The 16087-nt window shown below is 36.7% G+C and carries 17 protein-coding genes and 1 riboswitch; of the genes, 3 read left to right on the plus strand and 14 right to left on the minus strand.

All coding sequences use genetic code 11. The annotated features are described in order from the left end of the window. Positions 1 to 18 precede the first annotated feature (18 nt). From BGO84_RS13865 to BGO84_RS13885, 5 genes are all read right to left on the minus strand, one after another. Positions 19 to 564 carry an RNA polymerase sigma-70 factor gene (locus tag BGO84_RS13865; protein ID WP_291030034.1) on the minus strand — a complete coding sequence of 182 codons (546 nt, stop codon included), beginning with the start codon at positions 562 to 564 and terminating at the stop codon, positions 19 to 21. 30 nt (positions 565 to 594) lie between these two features. Further along, the gene (locus tag BGO84_RS13870) at positions 595 to 1404 is read right to left on the minus strand and encodes a glycoside hydrolase family 16 protein (RefSeq protein WP_283687022.1); all 810 of its coding nucleotides are present in this window, start codon (positions 1402 to 1404) and stop codon (positions 595 to 597) included. 222 nt (positions 1405 to 1626) lie between these two features. After that, a complete protein-coding gene (locus BGO84_RS13875) occupies positions 1627 to 3156 on the minus strand; it encodes a SusD/RagB family nutrient-binding outer membrane lipoprotein (RefSeq protein ID WP_291030036.1) in 1530 nt (509 codons plus the stop codon). A 19-nt stretch (positions 3157 to 3175) separates the two neighbouring features. Next, positions 3176 to 6535, minus strand: coding sequence for a SusC/RagA family TonB-linked outer membrane protein (locus BGO84_RS13880; protein ID WP_291030037.1), 3360 nt, complete (start codon positions 6533 to 6535; stop codon positions 3176 to 3178). A gap of 23 nt (positions 6536 to 6558) precedes the next feature. Continuing rightward, the gene (locus BGO84_RS13885) at positions 6559 to 7554 is read right to left on the minus strand and encodes a FecR family protein (RefSeq protein WP_291030039.1); all 996 of its coding nucleotides are present in this window, start codon (positions 7552 to 7554) and stop codon (positions 6559 to 6561) included. 474 nt (positions 7555 to 8028) lie between these two features. Between BGO84_RS13885 and BGO84_RS13890 the strand changes: the two genes are divergently transcribed. After that, entirely contained in the window at positions 8029 to 9363 is a 1335-nt protein-coding gene (locus BGO84_RS13890) for a lysine 2,3-aminomutase (RefSeq protein WP_291030041.1), read from the plus strand. Between the two features lie 76 nt (positions 9364 to 9439). Here BGO84_RS13890 and arsM read toward each other — a convergent pair whose 3' ends face one another. The 9 genes from arsM to thiM all read right to left on the minus strand — a co-directional run bounded on the left by arsM (position 9440) and on the right by thiM (position 15159). Next, complete coding sequence (arsM, locus tag BGO84_RS13895) at positions 9440 to 10249, minus strand: arsenite methyltransferase (protein ID WP_291030043.1); 810 nt, start codon at positions 10247 to 10249, stop codon at positions 9440 to 9442. 21 nt (positions 10250 to 10270) lie between these two features. Next, entirely contained in the window at positions 10271 to 11305 is a 1035-nt protein-coding gene (arsB, locus tag BGO84_RS13900) for an ACR3 family arsenite efflux transporter (protein WP_291030045.1), read from the minus strand. Further along, on the minus strand, positions 11298 to 11723 hold the full coding sequence (locus tag BGO84_RS13905; RefSeq protein WP_291030047.1) for an arsenate reductase ArsC: 426 nt from the start codon (positions 11721 to 11723) through the stop codon (positions 11298 to 11300). The genes arsB and BGO84_RS13905 overlap by 8 nt, the downstream gene beginning before the upstream one ends. A 67-nt stretch (positions 11724 to 11790) precedes the next feature. Next, complete coding sequence (locus tag BGO84_RS13910; RefSeq protein ID WP_291030049.1) at positions 11791 to 12117, minus strand: metalloregulator ArsR/SmtB family transcription factor; 327 nt, start codon at positions 12115 to 12117, stop codon at positions 11791 to 11793. 129 nt (positions 12118 to 12246) lie between these two features. After that, positions 12247 to 13059 (minus strand): bifunctional hydroxymethylpyrimidine kinase/phosphomethylpyrimidine kinase, encoded by an 813-nt coding sequence (gene thiD, locus BGO84_RS13915; protein WP_291030051.1) that lies wholly within the window; start codon positions 13057 to 13059, stop codon positions 12247 to 12249. 13 nt (positions 13060 to 13072) lie between these two features. Next, complete coding sequence (tenA, locus tag BGO84_RS13920) at positions 13073 to 13723, minus strand: thiaminase II (RefSeq protein ID WP_291030053.1); 651 nt, start codon at positions 13721 to 13723, stop codon at positions 13073 to 13075. Between the two features lie 82 nt (positions 13724 to 13805). Then, positions 13806 to 14093 carry a thiamine phosphate synthase gene (locus BGO84_RS13925; protein WP_366246706.1) on the minus strand — a complete coding sequence of 96 codons (288 nt, stop codon included), beginning with the start codon at positions 14091 to 14093 and terminating at the stop codon, positions 13806 to 13808. Next, a complete protein-coding gene (locus tag BGO84_RS13930; RefSeq protein WP_291030055.1) occupies positions 14081 to 14368 on the minus strand; it encodes a thiamine phosphate synthase in 288 nt (95 codons plus the stop codon). The genes BGO84_RS13925 and BGO84_RS13930 overlap by 13 nt, the downstream gene beginning before the upstream one ends. Then, a complete protein-coding gene (gene thiM / locus BGO84_RS13935; RefSeq protein ID WP_291030057.1) occupies positions 14365 to 15159 on the minus strand; it encodes a hydroxyethylthiazole kinase in 795 nt (264 codons plus the stop codon). Before thiM ends, BGO84_RS13930 begins: the two co-directional genes overlap by 4 nt. A gap of 105 nt (positions 15160 to 15264) precedes the next feature. Then, positions 15265 to 15362, minus strand: a riboswitch (TPP riboswitch). A gap of 183 nt (positions 15363 to 15545) precedes the next feature. Between thiM and BGO84_RS13940 the strand changes: the two genes are divergently transcribed. Together BGO84_RS13940 and BGO84_RS13945 are read left to right on the plus strand one after the other, a co-directional pair. After that, a complete protein-coding gene (locus tag BGO84_RS13940) occupies positions 15546 to 15749 on the plus strand; it encodes a DUF6132 family protein (RefSeq protein WP_135104298.1) in 204 nt (67 codons plus the stop codon). A 13-nt stretch (positions 15750 to 15762) separates the two neighbouring features. After that, complete coding sequence (locus BGO84_RS13945; protein WP_291030059.1) at positions 15763 to 16065, plus strand: rhodanese-like domain-containing protein; 303 nt, start codon at positions 15763 to 15765, stop codon at positions 16063 to 16065. The last annotated feature ends 22 nt before the right edge of the window (positions 16066 to 16087 follow it).

A 16087-nucleotide genomic window follows, 5' to 3' on the forward strand; every position in this document is an offset into this window, starting at 1 on the left:
TACACAGTCTAATACCTATTAAGTGTTTTTTTCCACATAAGAGAAAAAGATAATCCAGAGGAACATGGATTTGAGTATATGCGCTTTTATCTTCTTCAGGGCTACCGAAATATGTTTTTCCACCATCTTTTGGGATATACCTTCTTGCTCTGCAATTTGAGTGTAGCTCATACGGCTATAGCGACTGAGTTTAAATACAGTTTTGCATTTTGGAGTTAGACTTTCAATGGCTGTTTCTATACTTTTTTCAAATTCAGTCCTGTCTACGCAATCGTATGCTTCATCCAGTTCTTTTTCTTCAGATATCCATTTGGCGAGCAACTCTTCGTGAAGTTTTATATCTCTAAAATAGTTTAATATACGGTTACGGGCAGCGGTATAAAGGTATGCTTTTATATCATCTATTTGCAGCAATTCTCTATTTACCCATAAGCTACAAAATACATCTTGGGCAATATCTTTGATAACATGCTCATCTTTAGTATAAAGATTTAGGAAATAACATACTGGTTCATAATATGTGTTGAATATTTCCTCAAACTCAGACTCTATATAACTACGCATATCTTATATTCTTATTTGTAGAAGGAGTCACTATTCTTTCTGATAAATACGTACATAATCAATATCGAAGTAATGCGGAAACAACGTATTGTCTACACCTTTTATACCACCTAATCCTCCGCCTATGGCAAGGTTAAGCAATAAGTGAAATGGTTGATCGAAAGGCCATGCGTCTATTCCCTCTTGTTTGTTGAATGTAAAATAATGAATACCATCGATATACGATCTGATCTGATGCTCGTTCCATTCCATAGTATAAACATGAAACCTATCCGTAACTAGCGGAGCGTGAATTGATTTTCCTACCTGTGTACCTTTCGTATGGTTATATGTTTCGGTATGAACTGTAGAAAACACACTGTCTGGTGAAAAACCTACATGTTCCATAATGTCTATTTCACCACATCTGGGCCAACCACCGTATTTACTCTCTGTAGGCAACATCCATATTGCAGGCCAACTACCTTTACCTGTCGGTAGTTTTGCACTTACTTCTACCTTTCCGTATAGCCAATCTCCTTTCCCTTTTGTCCTTAGTCTTGCAGAAGTATATTGTTTACCATTAGACTCTTCTTTCACGGCAGTGATTCTTAATACACCGTTACATACACGAGCATTGTTTATATTTCTGTCGGTATACCATTGTAACTCGTTGTTTCCCCAGCCATATGAGTTTCCATGTGTATCGAAACTCCATTTTGTAGAGTCAGGTAGACCTCTATATTCAAACTCATCAGACCATACTAATTTCCAGTCACCGCTTTGAGAGGATAACGATTTGGGTAAAATAAATAAAATTAAGGCGATTAAGATTATTCCTTTTTGGATATAATGATTCATTTCTTTAATTTTTTAGTTATACTTCCTTTCTCCACTATAAGATTTTTTACTCGTCGTACTAAATCTTTTTTTTAGCGAATATATGTATCTCTATGGTTTCCTTTATCACAATCTTCTTTAGTCTCGTTTGATAACTATAAGAAAACCATAGAGCACATAATAATTATAGATGAAGATACAAAAACAAGCTGGATAATTGATAAAGTTTATAACAATTGCATGTTATTTAAGCAACCACATCAATTTATTGATTTCGTCATAGCCTTCGTACTGTTTATCCAGTGCTATTTTTAAATTATCACGATTGTAATTTGTTTCTGAACTTGGATACAACCAACGCATAGGTAATCCGTTTTTATTATTCTCATTCAAACTTGTTTCAGGGTTGATAGGGAAGTCAGGATAGTTATTACGTCTGTATTCAAAGAAACTACTTTGAGCTTCTTGCATAAAGTTAAGAATGTAGCGTTGCATCCATATCTGTTTCAATTGCTCGTTGGTAGAGCCTTTGAATTCTGCGTCACCAGTGAAGTAATTGTCAATATAACTCTGAGTAATGGCTTTACCGTGCGCATATTCAGCCTTAGTAGCCATAATAGAGGCAAGAGCAGATTTTACACCGCTTTCGTAATAAGATTTTGCATCACCAGTTGTTATCCAGCCTCTTACTCTTGCTTCTGCAATGATTAGTTGTTGCTCGGCATAAGTTAATACCATGCGTGGTTCACTAGCATCTTCTTTTAAGTAACGCTTGTTTAATAGCGAATATTTATTGGCGCTATGACCTGCATTCATTGCAGAATAATCCATTGAAACATCAACACCGATATAGGCTTCTTCGTCCGATTCTGTTTTACCTGCAGCGATAACTGCTCCTGCAGGTTCTGCAAAGTAGAATAATCTTCTGTCTCCCAAAGATTTCAAATTGTCGACGAGTAAAGAACTTACAATTGTTTTACTGGTAAACAAATCATTGGTACTTGATAGTGGGTGTCTATTTAGACTTGAATAATTAAGCCCGAAAAATCCTGTTGAGGCTTCCAGTAGGTTGCCACTATTAACGATTTCAGCAAAACGTTTCTTTACTTCCAAAGATGCCACATTCTCTTTTTGGCTCAATGTTATCAAGACTTTTAGTGCGAGTGCATTTGATGCTCTGCGCCATTTAGCAGGATCTCCATTATACGGAGTTGGGTCTCCATCGAAGTTTGTTCCGTTCGCAAAGAACTGATCTGCCTCTTTCAATTCGTTTAGAATACCTTTGAATACATCTTCTTGTGTGTCATAGCTTGGCTTGTAAACACCAGATGCACCTTTATTCGATTCACTATACGGTATATCCCCTAATTCCATTGTTAGTTTGAAAAATGCAGCTGCGCGAACAAACTTTGCCACACCTTTGTACGAGTTCTCCATCGGACTGCCTTGCGCATAGCCTAGCATTTTATCTATGTTAGGAAGTACTGTCAGTATTTCGAAGCTGCTACTTCCTATTGTGTTGTATTGCGTACTCATTTGTCCTTCGTTAGCATAGCCTACATATTTGGATAATGCGTTATCGGAGATCATTACCTTTGCGTCTCGTCCATCAAATCGGGCTACACGTAACACTACATTTGTGCATAGCAAAGATGCACTAACCTGAGATGTAGAGTCGGGGTTAGTATTCAAATCGTCGAAATTGCTACATCCTATAAATATTGATAAAAGAAGGATGCTTGCTATAATCGTGAATTTATTTATGGTTTTCATTTCGTTTCAGTTTAAAGTTTTAAAAATCTATTTTCACATTAAATCCAATATAACGCTGAGACGGGTCGCTAAAATTATCTATACCTCCGTCGGGGTCTGAATATTTAAAATCTTTAGCCCATAATAGCATATTTTGCCCTACAGCCGATACTGCAATATCTCTCGCTCTTAGTTTAGCCGATAGTGTTTTTGGAAGATTGTAGGTCAGAGCAATTTCTCGGATTTTGAAGAATGTGGTGCTGTAAGCATCCAACGAAGAAGGAGAACCTCCCCATGCTGTTCCTTTATGTAGATTTTCGATATATGTTTTGTAAGTAACGGCTACATCATTAGCAGCATATTCGCGAGTGTCGCTTGTAATGTTTCCGTATGTATCGTACGTTGCTTTCCCCGATATTACTTTTACTCCTTGCCCTGTATAGTTTTTCGTTCCTGGCTGGGTTGCATCCAGATAACGTTCAGGAACTACTGAGTTAGGATGTGATCCGGCACGCCACATATACATTTCGGTAGTTGTTTGAGCAATACCACCTACACGTCCGTCCACCGTCATTCTGAAGTGCCAATTTTTATACCTTACACTTGTATTCATACCCCAAATCCAATCAGGATCGTAATTCCCAAACTTAGAATCGTATGCAGAATAAAGCGGTAGACCATTGCTATGTATTATATTACCTTGTGGATCTTTTTGATACTCTCTGATTATATAATGATCTACTCTCTCTCCAACTTTTACCCAAGGTTTATCTTGCGAAAATGTTTCATCCAGTTTTGTATAATAGCGGGCATATTTCGACCAATTTAGCGTTACATCCCATTCCCAGTCTTTTGTTTTGATTGGTGTTACAGTAGCTGTAATTTCAAAACCTCTACGTGTGATTTCTTCTCCCGAATTGATATAGTTGCTTTTATAACCAGAGGCTGGGCTTATAGGCGCTTGTACTATAAAGTCGTACATGCGTTTATTATAATATGCGACATCAAGCGAAGCTCTACCTTTGAAAAAATTGAGGGCTGTACCTACTTCGAATGTTGATGTAGACTCTGCTCTTACGCTTGTACTTCTGATAGATGTAGGATATGTAGCCGAACTTAGATTTCCCCAAGCATTTTGTGTGATCGCATAGTCTGAATTAATATCATATATGTTAGCGGGCTTTTTGGATGTTGTCCATGATCCGCGAAGCTTCCAGAATGATAGCCAATTCATCTCCGGTAGAAGCTCAGAAGCAATAAAGCTACCTGCTACCGATGGATAGAAATAAGAACGTTCTGATTTTGAAAGGGTAGAACTCCAGTCGTTACGCATAGTTGCTTCTATATATGCCATGCTTCGCCACGATGCACCTACACGTCCGAATACACTGTTTACTTGTTTCTTATACAATCTTGAATTGGTAAGTACAGAATTAATAGATGCCTTCAATGAGTAGAATCCCGGTATTGAGAGTCCGCTTTGTGTGCGGGCTTCCATTCCTTCATCTTGGTTGTAGAAAATAGAACCTCCTACAAATCCGTCGAATCTGAAATCTTTATATGCCTTGTCTGCAGCAAAGATTAGGTCGTTGTTGATGCTGTAACCTCTGCCTACGCCCATATTGAATGAACCTTTTGCTGATTCTCCCCATATCTCTGTCCCATTTTTTATTACGGTTGATGTACCTCCTCCTGTGAACGAACCTTTGGATATGCGTACATCCTGACGGTCACTATAACTGTCGAATCCAGTTCTTAATGTAGCTTTCAACCAAGGAGTAACATCATAGTTGAGAGAAAGCGTCCCGTTAAAAATATCTCTGTTTAATGTATGCAATCTCTCGTATCTGTCGAAGTATGGATTGTTATTTGCACTTTCATAACTACTATTTTGCTTCTCGTTTTTTATTAGCCAATAGTCTTTATAGTCTCTGATATCGTAGTCTGGAGCCGACCATACCAATAGACTGTACATAGGATCATATCCGGCATATCCATTGAATCCTAGATTGGGAGAGGTTTGTTTGTTGAATCCTAAGCTCGAAGACAATGTAAACTTATCAACTTTCATTTCTCCACCAAGGCTATAGGTATATTTATTGAATAAAGAGTTGGGATATTGACCTTTATTTTGTACCCATGTCGCAGATGCTCGTAAACTACTATTTTTAGTTTGTTGTACAACATTTATATTGTTGTTTAGTATATAGCCCTGCACCAGGAAGTTTTTAAAGTTGTCTTTTCCTCTAGCAGTGTATGGCATTGGCGTCATTGTTTTTGAAATAGGGTCCCATTGTACTACTTCTTGCCCCTCCATCGGTACGCCCCACGAACCATCGCCTGTACGTGCATAGGCATTCGTTGCAGTATTCACAACACGTCCGAAAGTTGATTGCATCTCGGGTATGGCAAGATAACCCGCTGTAAACATTGTTCCACTATTTATAGATACGGATAAGCCTTGTCTTTCCGAACCTTTCTTTGTTGTAATCATGATAGCTCCTCCATCACCTTTAGATCCATAAAGGGCAGAAGCGGTAGAGCCTTTTAGTACGTTCATAGACTCTATGTCGTCAGCCGGCAAATCGCGCAATGTCATATTTGTATAAGGAACACCGTCTATAACGATTAACGGGTTTTCGCCACGAAGAGTTATTTCGGGTGCAGCTCCAAATTCGGTACTGTTTAGTACATTCAATCCTGCCACTCTACCAGTCAGTGATGTTCCAACATCTAATGGGCGTACTGTCTGCAAGGCTTGTCCCTGTACTCCTTGTACAGCGTAGCCAAGAGCCTTTTCTTCACGTTTGATACCCAATGCCGTAACTACGACTTCTGAAAGTACTCTTTCATCTTCTATCAGAATAATGTCGAATGCAGATTTTGAACCCACCGTTACGGTATTTGTTTGAAAGCCGATGGATGTAATATTAATTTTTGAACCTTCGTTTACTGATAGTTCAAACTTTCCGTTGATATCAGTAATTGTACCATTTGTTGTTCCCACTTCTTTTATCGTGGCTCCAATAATAGGTTCATTATTTGAATCTAATACGACTCCTGATATTTTCTTTTGAACGGTTTGTTGGTGAACCGTAATGGGTTTCAAAACTATTTGGTTGCCTTTTATTTCGTAGCCAACGCTTTTGTTCTTAAAGACTTCTGTCAATACTTCTTGTATAGACGCATTTTGGACATTCAGGATTACTTTTTGCTTGTCGTCCAAATCACTGTTGCTGTATATAAACGAATAGCCGTATTTTTTCTGGATGTCGCTAAATAGCTCTTTGATGGAGATATTTTTTACACTGATATTAATTGGTTTTTGAGCTAGAATTGCTGAGTGCGCCATTAGACACAAAATGAGTGTAAATAGCAATTTTCTGATTATTGTTTTCATGGTATTAAATAAAATGTTAGTAACTATTTCCCTTTTATTTTCACTGAGTTGTCATATATTTCATATTCTATTGGTGTTATCTTGTTAAATAGGTCGAGAAACTCTCGCAGCGATTCGGTATTCAAAAGGAATGTGTATCTTTTACTTTCATCTAATTGAGAGTAAGAGATATTGACTCCATACCATCGTTCGAGTTTTTTTACTGCAGTATATAGTGTCGCATTATGAATCAGTAACTTATTTGCAGTCCAAAGTTTTGCTTCCTCTGTATCTTCGTTTATTATTTCGTATTTCAGATTGTGTTTATTTATGTGTGCTCGTTGAGATGGTGACAGATTAAACATATGCTTGTTCTTTTTTGCATCTAATACTTCTACTTCACCTTCGATGAGGGATATTTCAAAAAAATCATCACCATCGTAATTGGAAACATTAAAGCTTGTGCCGAGTACGCGGATTTTGACCTTACCGATGTCTACAATAAAGGGTTTATCCTGATCATGAGCAACATCGAAAAAAAGTTCTCCATGCGCTTCTATTGATCTGTTTTCATCATTGTAGTCGCTAGCAAATGATAGCTCTGACTTAGAATTAAGCCATACTTTTGTTCCATCAGCAAGTATTGCTTGAGACTTCTCGCCCCATTGAGTACTTATATGAGTAAAAGACTTGGGCCTGTAAGCTTTATTAATCAAATACCCCGATATAGTGAGCAAAGACAGTATTAATACAGCAGTAAGTGCCCACATAGTATACGGAATAGAATGTTTCTTTCTTATGCCTGTGCCTTTTTCGAGATTTTGTTTGTAATCTGTTTTATTACAGACTTGCTTCCATACAGCTTCTTTATCTGGAATAACATATGATGGATGATTTATGTAAATCCATTCTTTCTGTAAGTCAAGAAAGGTATTTAGGTTGTTGTCATCAGCAGCAAGCCAGTCTTCAATAAATCGCTTTTCTTGGATATTGCATTCATTTTTGCAATATTTAATCAATATTTCGTAAGGAATCTCCATCTTCTAATGCTTTATACAACTATGACACATATGTTGAGGAAAACCCTACCTTAGAATGGAAAATATTTTTTGAATTTGTTTAGGGGAGGGGTTTTTTATTTAGAAAATCAATTGTTTCCATTCATATATGGAGTTAGTCTCTTACCCATTTTCTGCTTTTTTAAGATCAGTATCCCGATTATTTTTTATATATTTACGAACCGGAATCATTTATACAAACGCAATAGCATCCTTTTAGCTGTACCTGTGTTTGCTCCGGATATGATTAGACAAATATCGTTGTGGCATATTTTACAAACAGATAAGACAAATTTTTGAGTCTTATCTAATTTAGCTTAATTATAATTTAAGCTTGTCTTTTTGCCTCTTAACTGATTGTAATTATTCAGCTAGCGATATTTATGTCTCTGCAATATATATTAATGGCCTACGCTTAGATTATCAATAAGTGTAGCTTAAAAACTTAACTATAATATGAATAAATCCCGAAATCAACTAAAAACGTTCACATTACACAATTATCAATCTATACCTCAAATAGCCAATATTCCAAAGGAGTTTGTGAAGGATATTGAAGTTGTAGGAAGAGTGCTACCATTCAAAACAAATAATTATGTAATAGATGAACTGATAGATTGGGATAATATCGACACTGATCCGATATTTACATTAAATTTTCCAAGAAAAGGAATGCTTGATAAAAAGCATTATGCTATAGTTGAACAGCTACTAGATGACAATGTCGAAAAATCTATTATTGAAGATAAAATACACAAAATCCGCCTTTCTTTGAACCCAAATCCTGCGGGGCAGGAGCACAATGTTCCGTCTTTAGGAGAAGTAAAGCTGAAAGGTATTCAACACAAATACCCCGAAACGGTATTGTTCTTTCCCAGCCAGGGACAAACCTGCCATGCTTATTGTACATTTTGTTTTAGGTGGCCTCAATTCTCAGGGATGAGCGAATTGAAATTTGCAATGAAAGAAGTTGATCTGTTGCTTAAGTATTTGCGAGTTCATAAAGAGATTACAGATGTTTTGTTTACGGGTGGAGATCCAATGGTAATGAATGTTGCTATTCTCAGTAGTTACATCAAACCATTATTGACTTCTGATTTTGATCATATCCGTTCTATCCGTATTGGAACAAAGTCATTAGCCTACTGGCCATATAGATACCTTACCGATTCTGATAGTGATGATATTATCCGTTTATTTGAAGAAATTAACAAATCTGGAAAGAACTTATCTATTCAGGCACACTTTAACCATCCAAGAGAGCTTTCTACCAATGCTGTTAAACAAGCGATTTTACGAATAAAGAATACCGGTGCACAGATACGGACGCAATCACCTCTACTAAAGCATATCAATGATAAGCCTGAAATATGGGCGCAGATGTGGCGTAATCAAGTTGATTTGGGCTGTATTCCTTATTATATGTTTATAGCACGAGATACAGGATCAAAGCAATACTTTGAACTTCCCCTCGAAAGATGTTGGAATATCTTTCGCCGAGCATATCAGCAAGTAAGTGGTCTATGCCGGACGGTAAGAGGACCGAGTATGAGTGATCATGCCGGTAAGATACAGGTATTAGGTGTACAGGAAATTAAAGGAGAAAAGCTGTTTGTTCTTCGTTTTATTCAGGGACGTAATCCTAAATGGGTGCATATTCCGTTTTTTGCTGAATATGATCCTAAAGCAACTTGGTTTAATCAGCTTAAACCTGCATTCGGTGAAGACAAATTCTTCTTTGAAGAAGACCGTCATAAACTTATCGATACGAAACCATTTTTGTTTGAATAATAAATAAAGTTATAGAGAAATACAAATTTGATAGCTTAGGCCACCTTATGATGGCTTAAGCTATTCATGAATTCTATTACTTTACTCCTGTCACAGTAATGGAATAAATACCGACATTTCCTTTTTTATATTTTTCAATTGTCGATTCATCGAGATGTTCCTGTAAAACATCATCAGGAATGATTACCGTTTTTGTCCGTTCAATTTTTATATTAGTAAAATTAGCTTTTTCAATCTCACCTAAATAATCGTCTTTTTGTATGGCACTGGCTATACAGCCTGCATACATAGAAGCATTATCCGTAAACTCTTTTGGAAATAAACCATTCAGCACCACATCGGAAATACAGAAATGGCCTCCATGTTTCAATACCCGATATATTTCTTTAAATATCTTATCCTTTTCAGGTAACAAATTTAAAACACAATTACTTACTACAACATCTATAGAACTATCGGGTAGAGGCATATTTTCTATATCTCCCTCAATAAATTCGACATTGGTATATCTTCGCCTAGTTGCATTCTTTCGCGCTTTTTCTATCATTTGTGGAGAAAAGTCAATGCCGATTACTCTCCCTGTTTCTCCGACTTCTGCTCGGGCTATAAAACAGTCGTTGCCCGCACCTGAGCCCAAATCTAAAACGGTATTACCCTCTTTAATACCTGCATACTCAGTAGGTAATCCACAGCCTACACCCAAATCCGCATCGGCTTCATATCCTTTAAGCCCGCTGTAGTCTTCGTTCATGATTGTAAAGACCTTTTTTGAAGGAGTTGCAGGGTTCGTTCCACAACAGCAACCAGATTTTAGAGCATTACTATTCAATGCTAGTTCGCTATACCTTTCTTTTACCAAAGCTTTCTTTTCTTCGTTCGTGTTCATAATGAAAGTATTGTAGTTATTTTATTTATAGTATTTCTTCTTTAACCAAAAAGCAATGTTCACTAAAAGTATGAGTACAGGTACTTCAACCAATGGCCCGACTACTCCAGCAAAGGCTTGCCCGCTATGTAAGCCGAAGACTCCAATAGCAACTGCAATAGCCAATTCAAAATTATTGCCCGTAGCTGTAAATGCTATCGAAACATTTTTATCGTAAGATGCTCCCATTAATTTTCCTGCAAAGAAGCTGAGGAAGAACATGACTACGAAATAGATTAATAAGGGTATGGCTATACGTACCATATCCAATGGTATTTGTACGATCAGTTCCCCTTTGAGACTAAACATTAATACAATGGTAAATAGTAAGGCGATTAAAGTAATGGGAGAGATTGCCGGGATAAACTTTTCTTTATACCATTGTTCTCCTTTGATTTTAACTAATATCAAACGGCTTAGAATGCCCATTAGAAAAGGAATACCTAAATAAATAGCTACTGTTTCGGCAATTGTTTCTATGGATATATCAACAATTACTCCTTCGAAGCCAAATAACGGTGGTAGCTTTGTTACAAATAACCAAGCATAAAAGCTATAAAAGAATACCTGAAATATACTGTTTAATGCAACTAATCCTGCACCATATTCGGTATTCCCTTCTGCCAGGTCGTTCCATACAAGCACCATCGCTATACACCGTGCAAGACCTATCAGAATAACCCCAACCATATATTCAGGATAATCGTGCAAAAAGAGAATGGCCAGTAAGAACATTAAGACAGGTCCGATAATCCAATTTAGGATTAAGGAAATAGATAATATTTTAATATTGGAAAATACTTTCGGTAGTTGTTTATAATCCACTTTTGCCAATGGCGGGTACATCATCAGAATAAGACCGATTGCCAAAGGAATGTTTGTTGTACCGCTCGACATAGAATCTATGTAGCTGCTGAAGGTGGGTATAAGATACCCCAATCCTATGCCGATAGCTATCGCAAGGAAAATCCAAAGCGTTAAGTTTTTATCTAAGAAATTCATCTTCCTTTTACTCATGACCTTTTATTTTATCAATATATAATTCGTAAAATATTTTTTTGATTTCATCCCTTACCCTGATATACTCGGATTGAATAAATTCAGGTGTTCCCGTAGCTTCGGACGGATCATCAAAACCAATATGTAAGCGGTTCTTTACTTTTCCTAAGAATGTTGGGCAGCTTTCTTTTGCACCTCCGCAAACAGTAATCACATAATCCCACTCATCATTCATGTATTTGTCTACACTATCGGATGTATGGTGCGAAATATTTATTCCTGCGTCATACATGACTTCTATAGCCTTTGGGTTTACTTTTCCGCTAGCTTTTGTCCCTGCCGAGTAGACAGCAAGAGACGGATCGAATGATTGTAAAAAGCCATGTGCCATTTGACTGCGACAACTGTTGCCAGTGCAAAGTATGAGTATTTTCATATTTTATATTTATTAGAAGTTAATCCGTTCGTTGTTCGTGAAAATACGAATGTTGCAGATAAATTTTTTACTTCGCATTACAATTATCTTCATTGCGAATATCTATGAAAAATATTGAAAATAAGCCTTTGGCCTTGTTCCAATTCTCCTTGTTGATACAATATTTTACAGTAGGTAATGTGATTTTTCCTTGAATTAATCCTGCATCTTTTAGTTCGTTTAAATGCTGTGATAGTGTACTTTTGGCAATTGGCAATACCTCGGACATATCGCCATGATAGCAGCATGATTGATTGGCAAGCATTTCAAGGATAGCAATGCGAATAGGATGTCCTAATGCTTTCGCAAAGCGTGCAAGTTGTTCCTGATCGGCTGTTAATTCTTTTTTTGGCATTGAATTAATATTTTTTATGTTCGCAAATATACGAATAATATTTTAATTCGTATATCTACGAACAATTCTTTTATGCCGATATCAATTTAATTCAGTAATTTTTTAATTTTTGAGTTTTAGAACCCTAAGTCATTGCCAAAAATTGAAAAAATGATGTACCGGGCCATGTCCTTTCCCTATTTTGTATTCTTCGCCGGCTAGTATAGCTTTATTTATATATTCCTTCGCTTTTATTATAGCATCGTTGAGCGAGATACCATGAGCTAGATAAGCCGCTATGGCAGACGAGAAAGTACAGCCTGTACCATGTGTGTTTTGTGTTTTAATTCGCTTAGAACTCAGATGTGTAATTTCATCTGTTTCAGCGTTATAAAAAACGTCTACTAACTCATCATTTGTCAAATGTCCGGCTTTTAGAAGTACAGAAACAGATCTGTCAAAAGATAAATCTTTGATAACTAAAGGTAAATCCTCTTGTGTTTGGATTTTTTTCCCTAATATTATCTCCGCTTCGGGTATATTGGGTGTTATTACCCGCACAAAAGGAATAAGCTCATTCTTTAATGTTTGGATGGCCTCATCTTGAAGCAATTTATCGCCTGATGTAGCTACCATAACAGGATCTAATACAATGTTCTTTATATTGTAATACGATAATGTTTCTTTTACAGTACGTATAAGTTCAGAGGAATGTAGCATCCCTATTTTTATAGCATCCGCACCAATATCGTCTAATACAGATTTGATTTGCCCTGCTACAAAGGGAACCGGAATAGGGTGTACACCTGTTACACCAACCGTATTTTCGTCTACTACCGCCACTATTGCTGTTGCTCCATAACATCCGCAAGCAGAAAAAGTTTTGAGGTCTGCCTGAATGCCGGCTCCTCCACTAGGGTCGCTTCCTGCTATAGATAACACTCGCTTATATTGTCTTTTCATTTTCCTTTGCTGTTTAAATTATCCACTTTTCTTGTTTATATGCACTATCCCAAAACATCCATTCCAGTTTGGAGCACATCACAAATGCCTCGGTCATAGCTTGTCTTTGTGATTCGGTACATTGTGCAGCAACCTCATCGCAAATAGAAATAGCTCTCGATACAGATTCTTCGAAACCATCTCCGCCATAAGTGTTTATCCAACTCTGATATGGATTATACTCTTCAGTTTGATTTTTTAATATGTAATCTCCCACTTTCTTATAAATCCAAAAACAAGGTAAAACAGCAGCTAATGCTACTTCTATAGGAGCATGGGCTAATTGTTTATGTAGGAATGATGTATATAGCAAACAGCTAGGAGATGCTTCACTCTTTTCATCTTTTATATCTTGCAGAAAAGATTCATGCAATGCATTTTCTACATTTATACTGTCGCTGGCAAAGTTGACAAACGCAGTAGTATGCTCTGTTTTGTCCAGCTTTGAGGCTATGCCTATCAATATCTTCCCGTATTCAGCGAGGTATAAGGCATCTTGTCTGATGTAGAATATAAATCGTTCTTTTGTTAACTTTCCGTTTATTAATTCTTTTATAAATGGTAACTCCAGTATCCTATCATAAACAGGTTTTGCGGAAACCCATGCTTCTTCACTCCACTTCATTTGATTCTCTATTTTTTGATTTAATTATGATTTCTAATAATTCCGATGCTGCTAGTCGGGGATTGTCAGCAGACATAATAGCCTATACGACCGAAATCCCATCTGCTCCGGCACGAATAATATCTTGTGTATTTGATTTATTAATTCCTCCTATACCCACACTCGGATGTTTCGATATTTGAGTTATATCACGTACTCCGCTTAAGCCTAAAGCTTGTGCGGTATCGGTCTTGGTTAAAGTTCCGAAAACAGGGGATATACCAATGTAATCTATGTCCAACTTGTTGGCTTCAATAGCATCTTGTATATTCTCTACCGATAGACCAATAATTTTATTTTTGCCTAATATTTTACGTGCTATATATGATATGGAATATCTTCTTGACCGATATGCAGTCCTTCAGCATCACAAGCTAGTGCAATATCCAATCTGTCGTTGATTATTAGAGGTACATTATACGGTTTTAGACATTTTTTTAATTTCAAGGCTTGGTCATAAAATTCTTTCGAAGAACATGTTTTTTCTCTCAATTGAACCATCGTTACACCTCCTTTTACAGCTTCTTCCACAACAAGTTCTAATGGTCTGTCGAGGGATAATGAACGGTCGGTAACCAAATATAAGGTTAGATCAAAGTCTTTCATAGCCTGATGTTTTTTCTTATCACTTCTTCATTGATATTGAATAATGTATCGAGAAAGTTTACTTGTAAGCTTCCATTCCCTTGCGAGTATGCAGCGGCAACTTCTCCACATATTCCCATCACCGACATCCCATGTGTAGCAGCTTCGAGCAGATTTTTATTTACAGCTGCAAAGGTTGCAACTATAGCTGTGGCTGTGCATCCCATCCCGGTGACTTTCTCCATCATTGGATTACCGTTTTTTACAGTTTCAACAGTTATACCATCGGTTATATAATCAGTTTCGCCGCTGATTACAACTATTGCTTTTGTGTTGCAAGCCAATGTTTTAGCTGAATCTAATGCAGAGTCAGAAGCATTTGTACTATCTACGCCTTTGGTCTGGGCCTGAGTATCTGACAAGGCTATTATTTCCGAAGCATTACCACGTATAATCGACGGTTTACATTCTTCTATCAATTGTTTACATACTTTCGAGCGGTATGACGTAGCTCCTGCTCCAACCGGATCGAAGACAATCGGTGTAGATTTATTTAACGCTGTCTTCCCGGCTATAAGCATAGCCTCTACCCACAGAGCCTCTAATGTACCGATATTGATAACCAGTGATGAGGCTATATTTGTCATCTCTGCCACTTCGTCCACAGAATGTGCCATTACAGGAGATGCACCTATAGCCAGTAAGGCATTGGCTGTATTGTTCATTACTACATAATTCGTTATGTTATGTATAAGCGGTGATTGTTTTCGGATAAGATCCAGATCTCGTATAAGAGATTCGATATTTATCATAATTATTTATTTTATGTATAGATATTTTGTTTTTACAATAAAAAAAAGCCGCTTCATATCTATGAAACGGCTTGATTAATACTCTATATATAGTATTATTTATATCTTCTATTCATTCCGTTTCCCTACGATGCCAATTACAGCATATCAGGTTCAAGGGTTTAATCTCAGCTCTTATAAAAAGAACACCCCTAACAGAGATAAAACAAATTTACATATAAATATTGACAATAAAGGATATTCTTGCGGCTCATTATGAACTAATCTTTATTTATTTGTTATTTAATGTTATTTATTAAATTTCTGCTAATTATTTCTTTTAGAATTATTTTCTATTGGAAATTATTTACTACCTTTGTAGCATCATAATATAAGAATAACCAAATATGCAAATTATAAAAAACAATTGGACATACCTTTTAGGTGCACTCATCGGAGCAATAGGCGGATATATGTACTGGAGGTATATCGGCTGTAGTACCGGTACTTGTCCCATAACTTCATCACCTACTATCAGTACTCTATACGGAGTATTGTTGGGCGGTTTATTCGGTGGAATATTTAAAAAGAATAAAGTAAAGAAACAGTAATAAAATAAATAATATGGCAGGATTTCTTAGCAGATTTTTCGGACTAGAGGATAAGGCTGACTTTAAGGCACTCTTAGAGGATGGTGCTATACTTTTAGATGTTCGTACAAAAGAAGAGTATAAACAAGGGGCAGCTACCCATTCTATTAATATCTCGTTGGATAGTTTAAGCAGTAATTTATCGAAACTGCAAAAAGATAAACCGATTATTGCTGTATGTGCGAGTGGCATGCGTAGCCGCAGTGCAGTAACATTTCTAAGAAATAAAGGTTTTCAGGAAGTATATAATGGGGGCGGTTGGTTTAATTTTAAATGAATAACAAAATGAATCGCATATT

The organism is Dysgonomonas sp. 37-18, from assembly GCF_001899125.1.
In the GTDB taxonomy this organism is placed as follows: Bacteria; Bacteroidota; Bacteroidia; order Bacteroidales; family Dysgonomonadaceae; genus Dysgonomonas.

Excerpts from the sequence above, each read along its gene's own strand:
- arsM (WP_291030043.1), bottom strand. The coding sequence starts at position 10,249 with ATGAACACGAACGAAGAAAAGAAAGCTTTGGTAAAAGAAAGGTATAGC.
- BGO84_RS13910 (WP_291030049.1), bottom strand. The coding sequence starts at position 12,117 with ATGCCAAAAAAAGAATTAACAGCCGATCAGGAACAACTTGCACGCTTT.
- BGO84_RS13945 (WP_291030059.1), top strand. The coding sequence starts at position 15,763 with ATGGCAGGATTTCTTAGCAGATTTTTCGGACTAGAGGATAAGGCTGAC.
- BGO84_RS13880 (WP_291030037.1), bottom strand. The coding sequence starts at position 6,535 with ATGAAAACAATAATCAGAAAATTGCTATTTACACTCATTTTGTGTCTA.
- tenA (WP_291030053.1), bottom strand. The coding sequence starts at position 13,723 with ATGAAGTGGAGTGAAGAAGCATGGGTTTCCGCAAAACCTGTTTATGAT.
- BGO84_RS13930 (WP_291030055.1), bottom strand. The coding sequence starts at position 14,368 with ATGAAAGACTTTGATCTAACCTTATATTTGGTTACCGACCGTTCATTA.
- BGO84_RS13905 (WP_291030047.1), bottom strand. The coding sequence starts at position 11,723 with ATGAAAATACTCATACTTTGCACTGGCAACAGTTGTCGCAGTCAAATG.
- BGO84_RS13875 (WP_291030036.1), bottom strand. The coding sequence starts at position 3,156 with ATGAAAACCATAAATAAATTCACGATTATAGCAAGCATCCTTCTTTTA.
- thiD (WP_291030051.1), bottom strand. The coding sequence starts at position 13,059 with ATGAAAAGACAATATAAGCGAGTGTTATCTATAGCAGGAAGCGACCCT.
- BGO84_RS13890 (WP_291030041.1), top strand. The coding sequence starts at position 8,029 with ATGAATAAATCCCGAAATCAACTAAAAACGTTCACATTACACAATTAT.
- arsB (WP_291030045.1), bottom strand. The coding sequence starts at position 11,305 with ATGAGTAAAAGGAAGATGAATTTCTTAGATAAAAACTTAACGCTTTGG.
- BGO84_RS13865 (WP_291030034.1), bottom strand. The coding sequence starts at position 564 with ATGCGTAGTTATATAGAGTCTGAGTTTGAGGAAATATTCAACACATAT.
- thiM (WP_291030057.1), bottom strand. The coding sequence starts at position 15,159 with ATGATAAATATCGAATCTCTTATACGAGATCTGGATCTTATCCGAAAA.
- BGO84_RS13940 (WP_135104298.1), top strand. The coding sequence starts at position 15,546 with ATGCAAATTATAAAAAACAATTGGACATACCTTTTAGGTGCACTCATC.
- BGO84_RS13870 (WP_283687022.1), bottom strand. The coding sequence starts at position 1,404 with ATGAATCATTATATCCAAAAAGGAATAATCTTAATCGCCTTAATTTTA.
- BGO84_RS13885 (WP_291030039.1), bottom strand. The coding sequence starts at position 7,554 with ATGGAGATTCCTTACGAAATATTGATTAAATATTGCAAAAATGAATGC.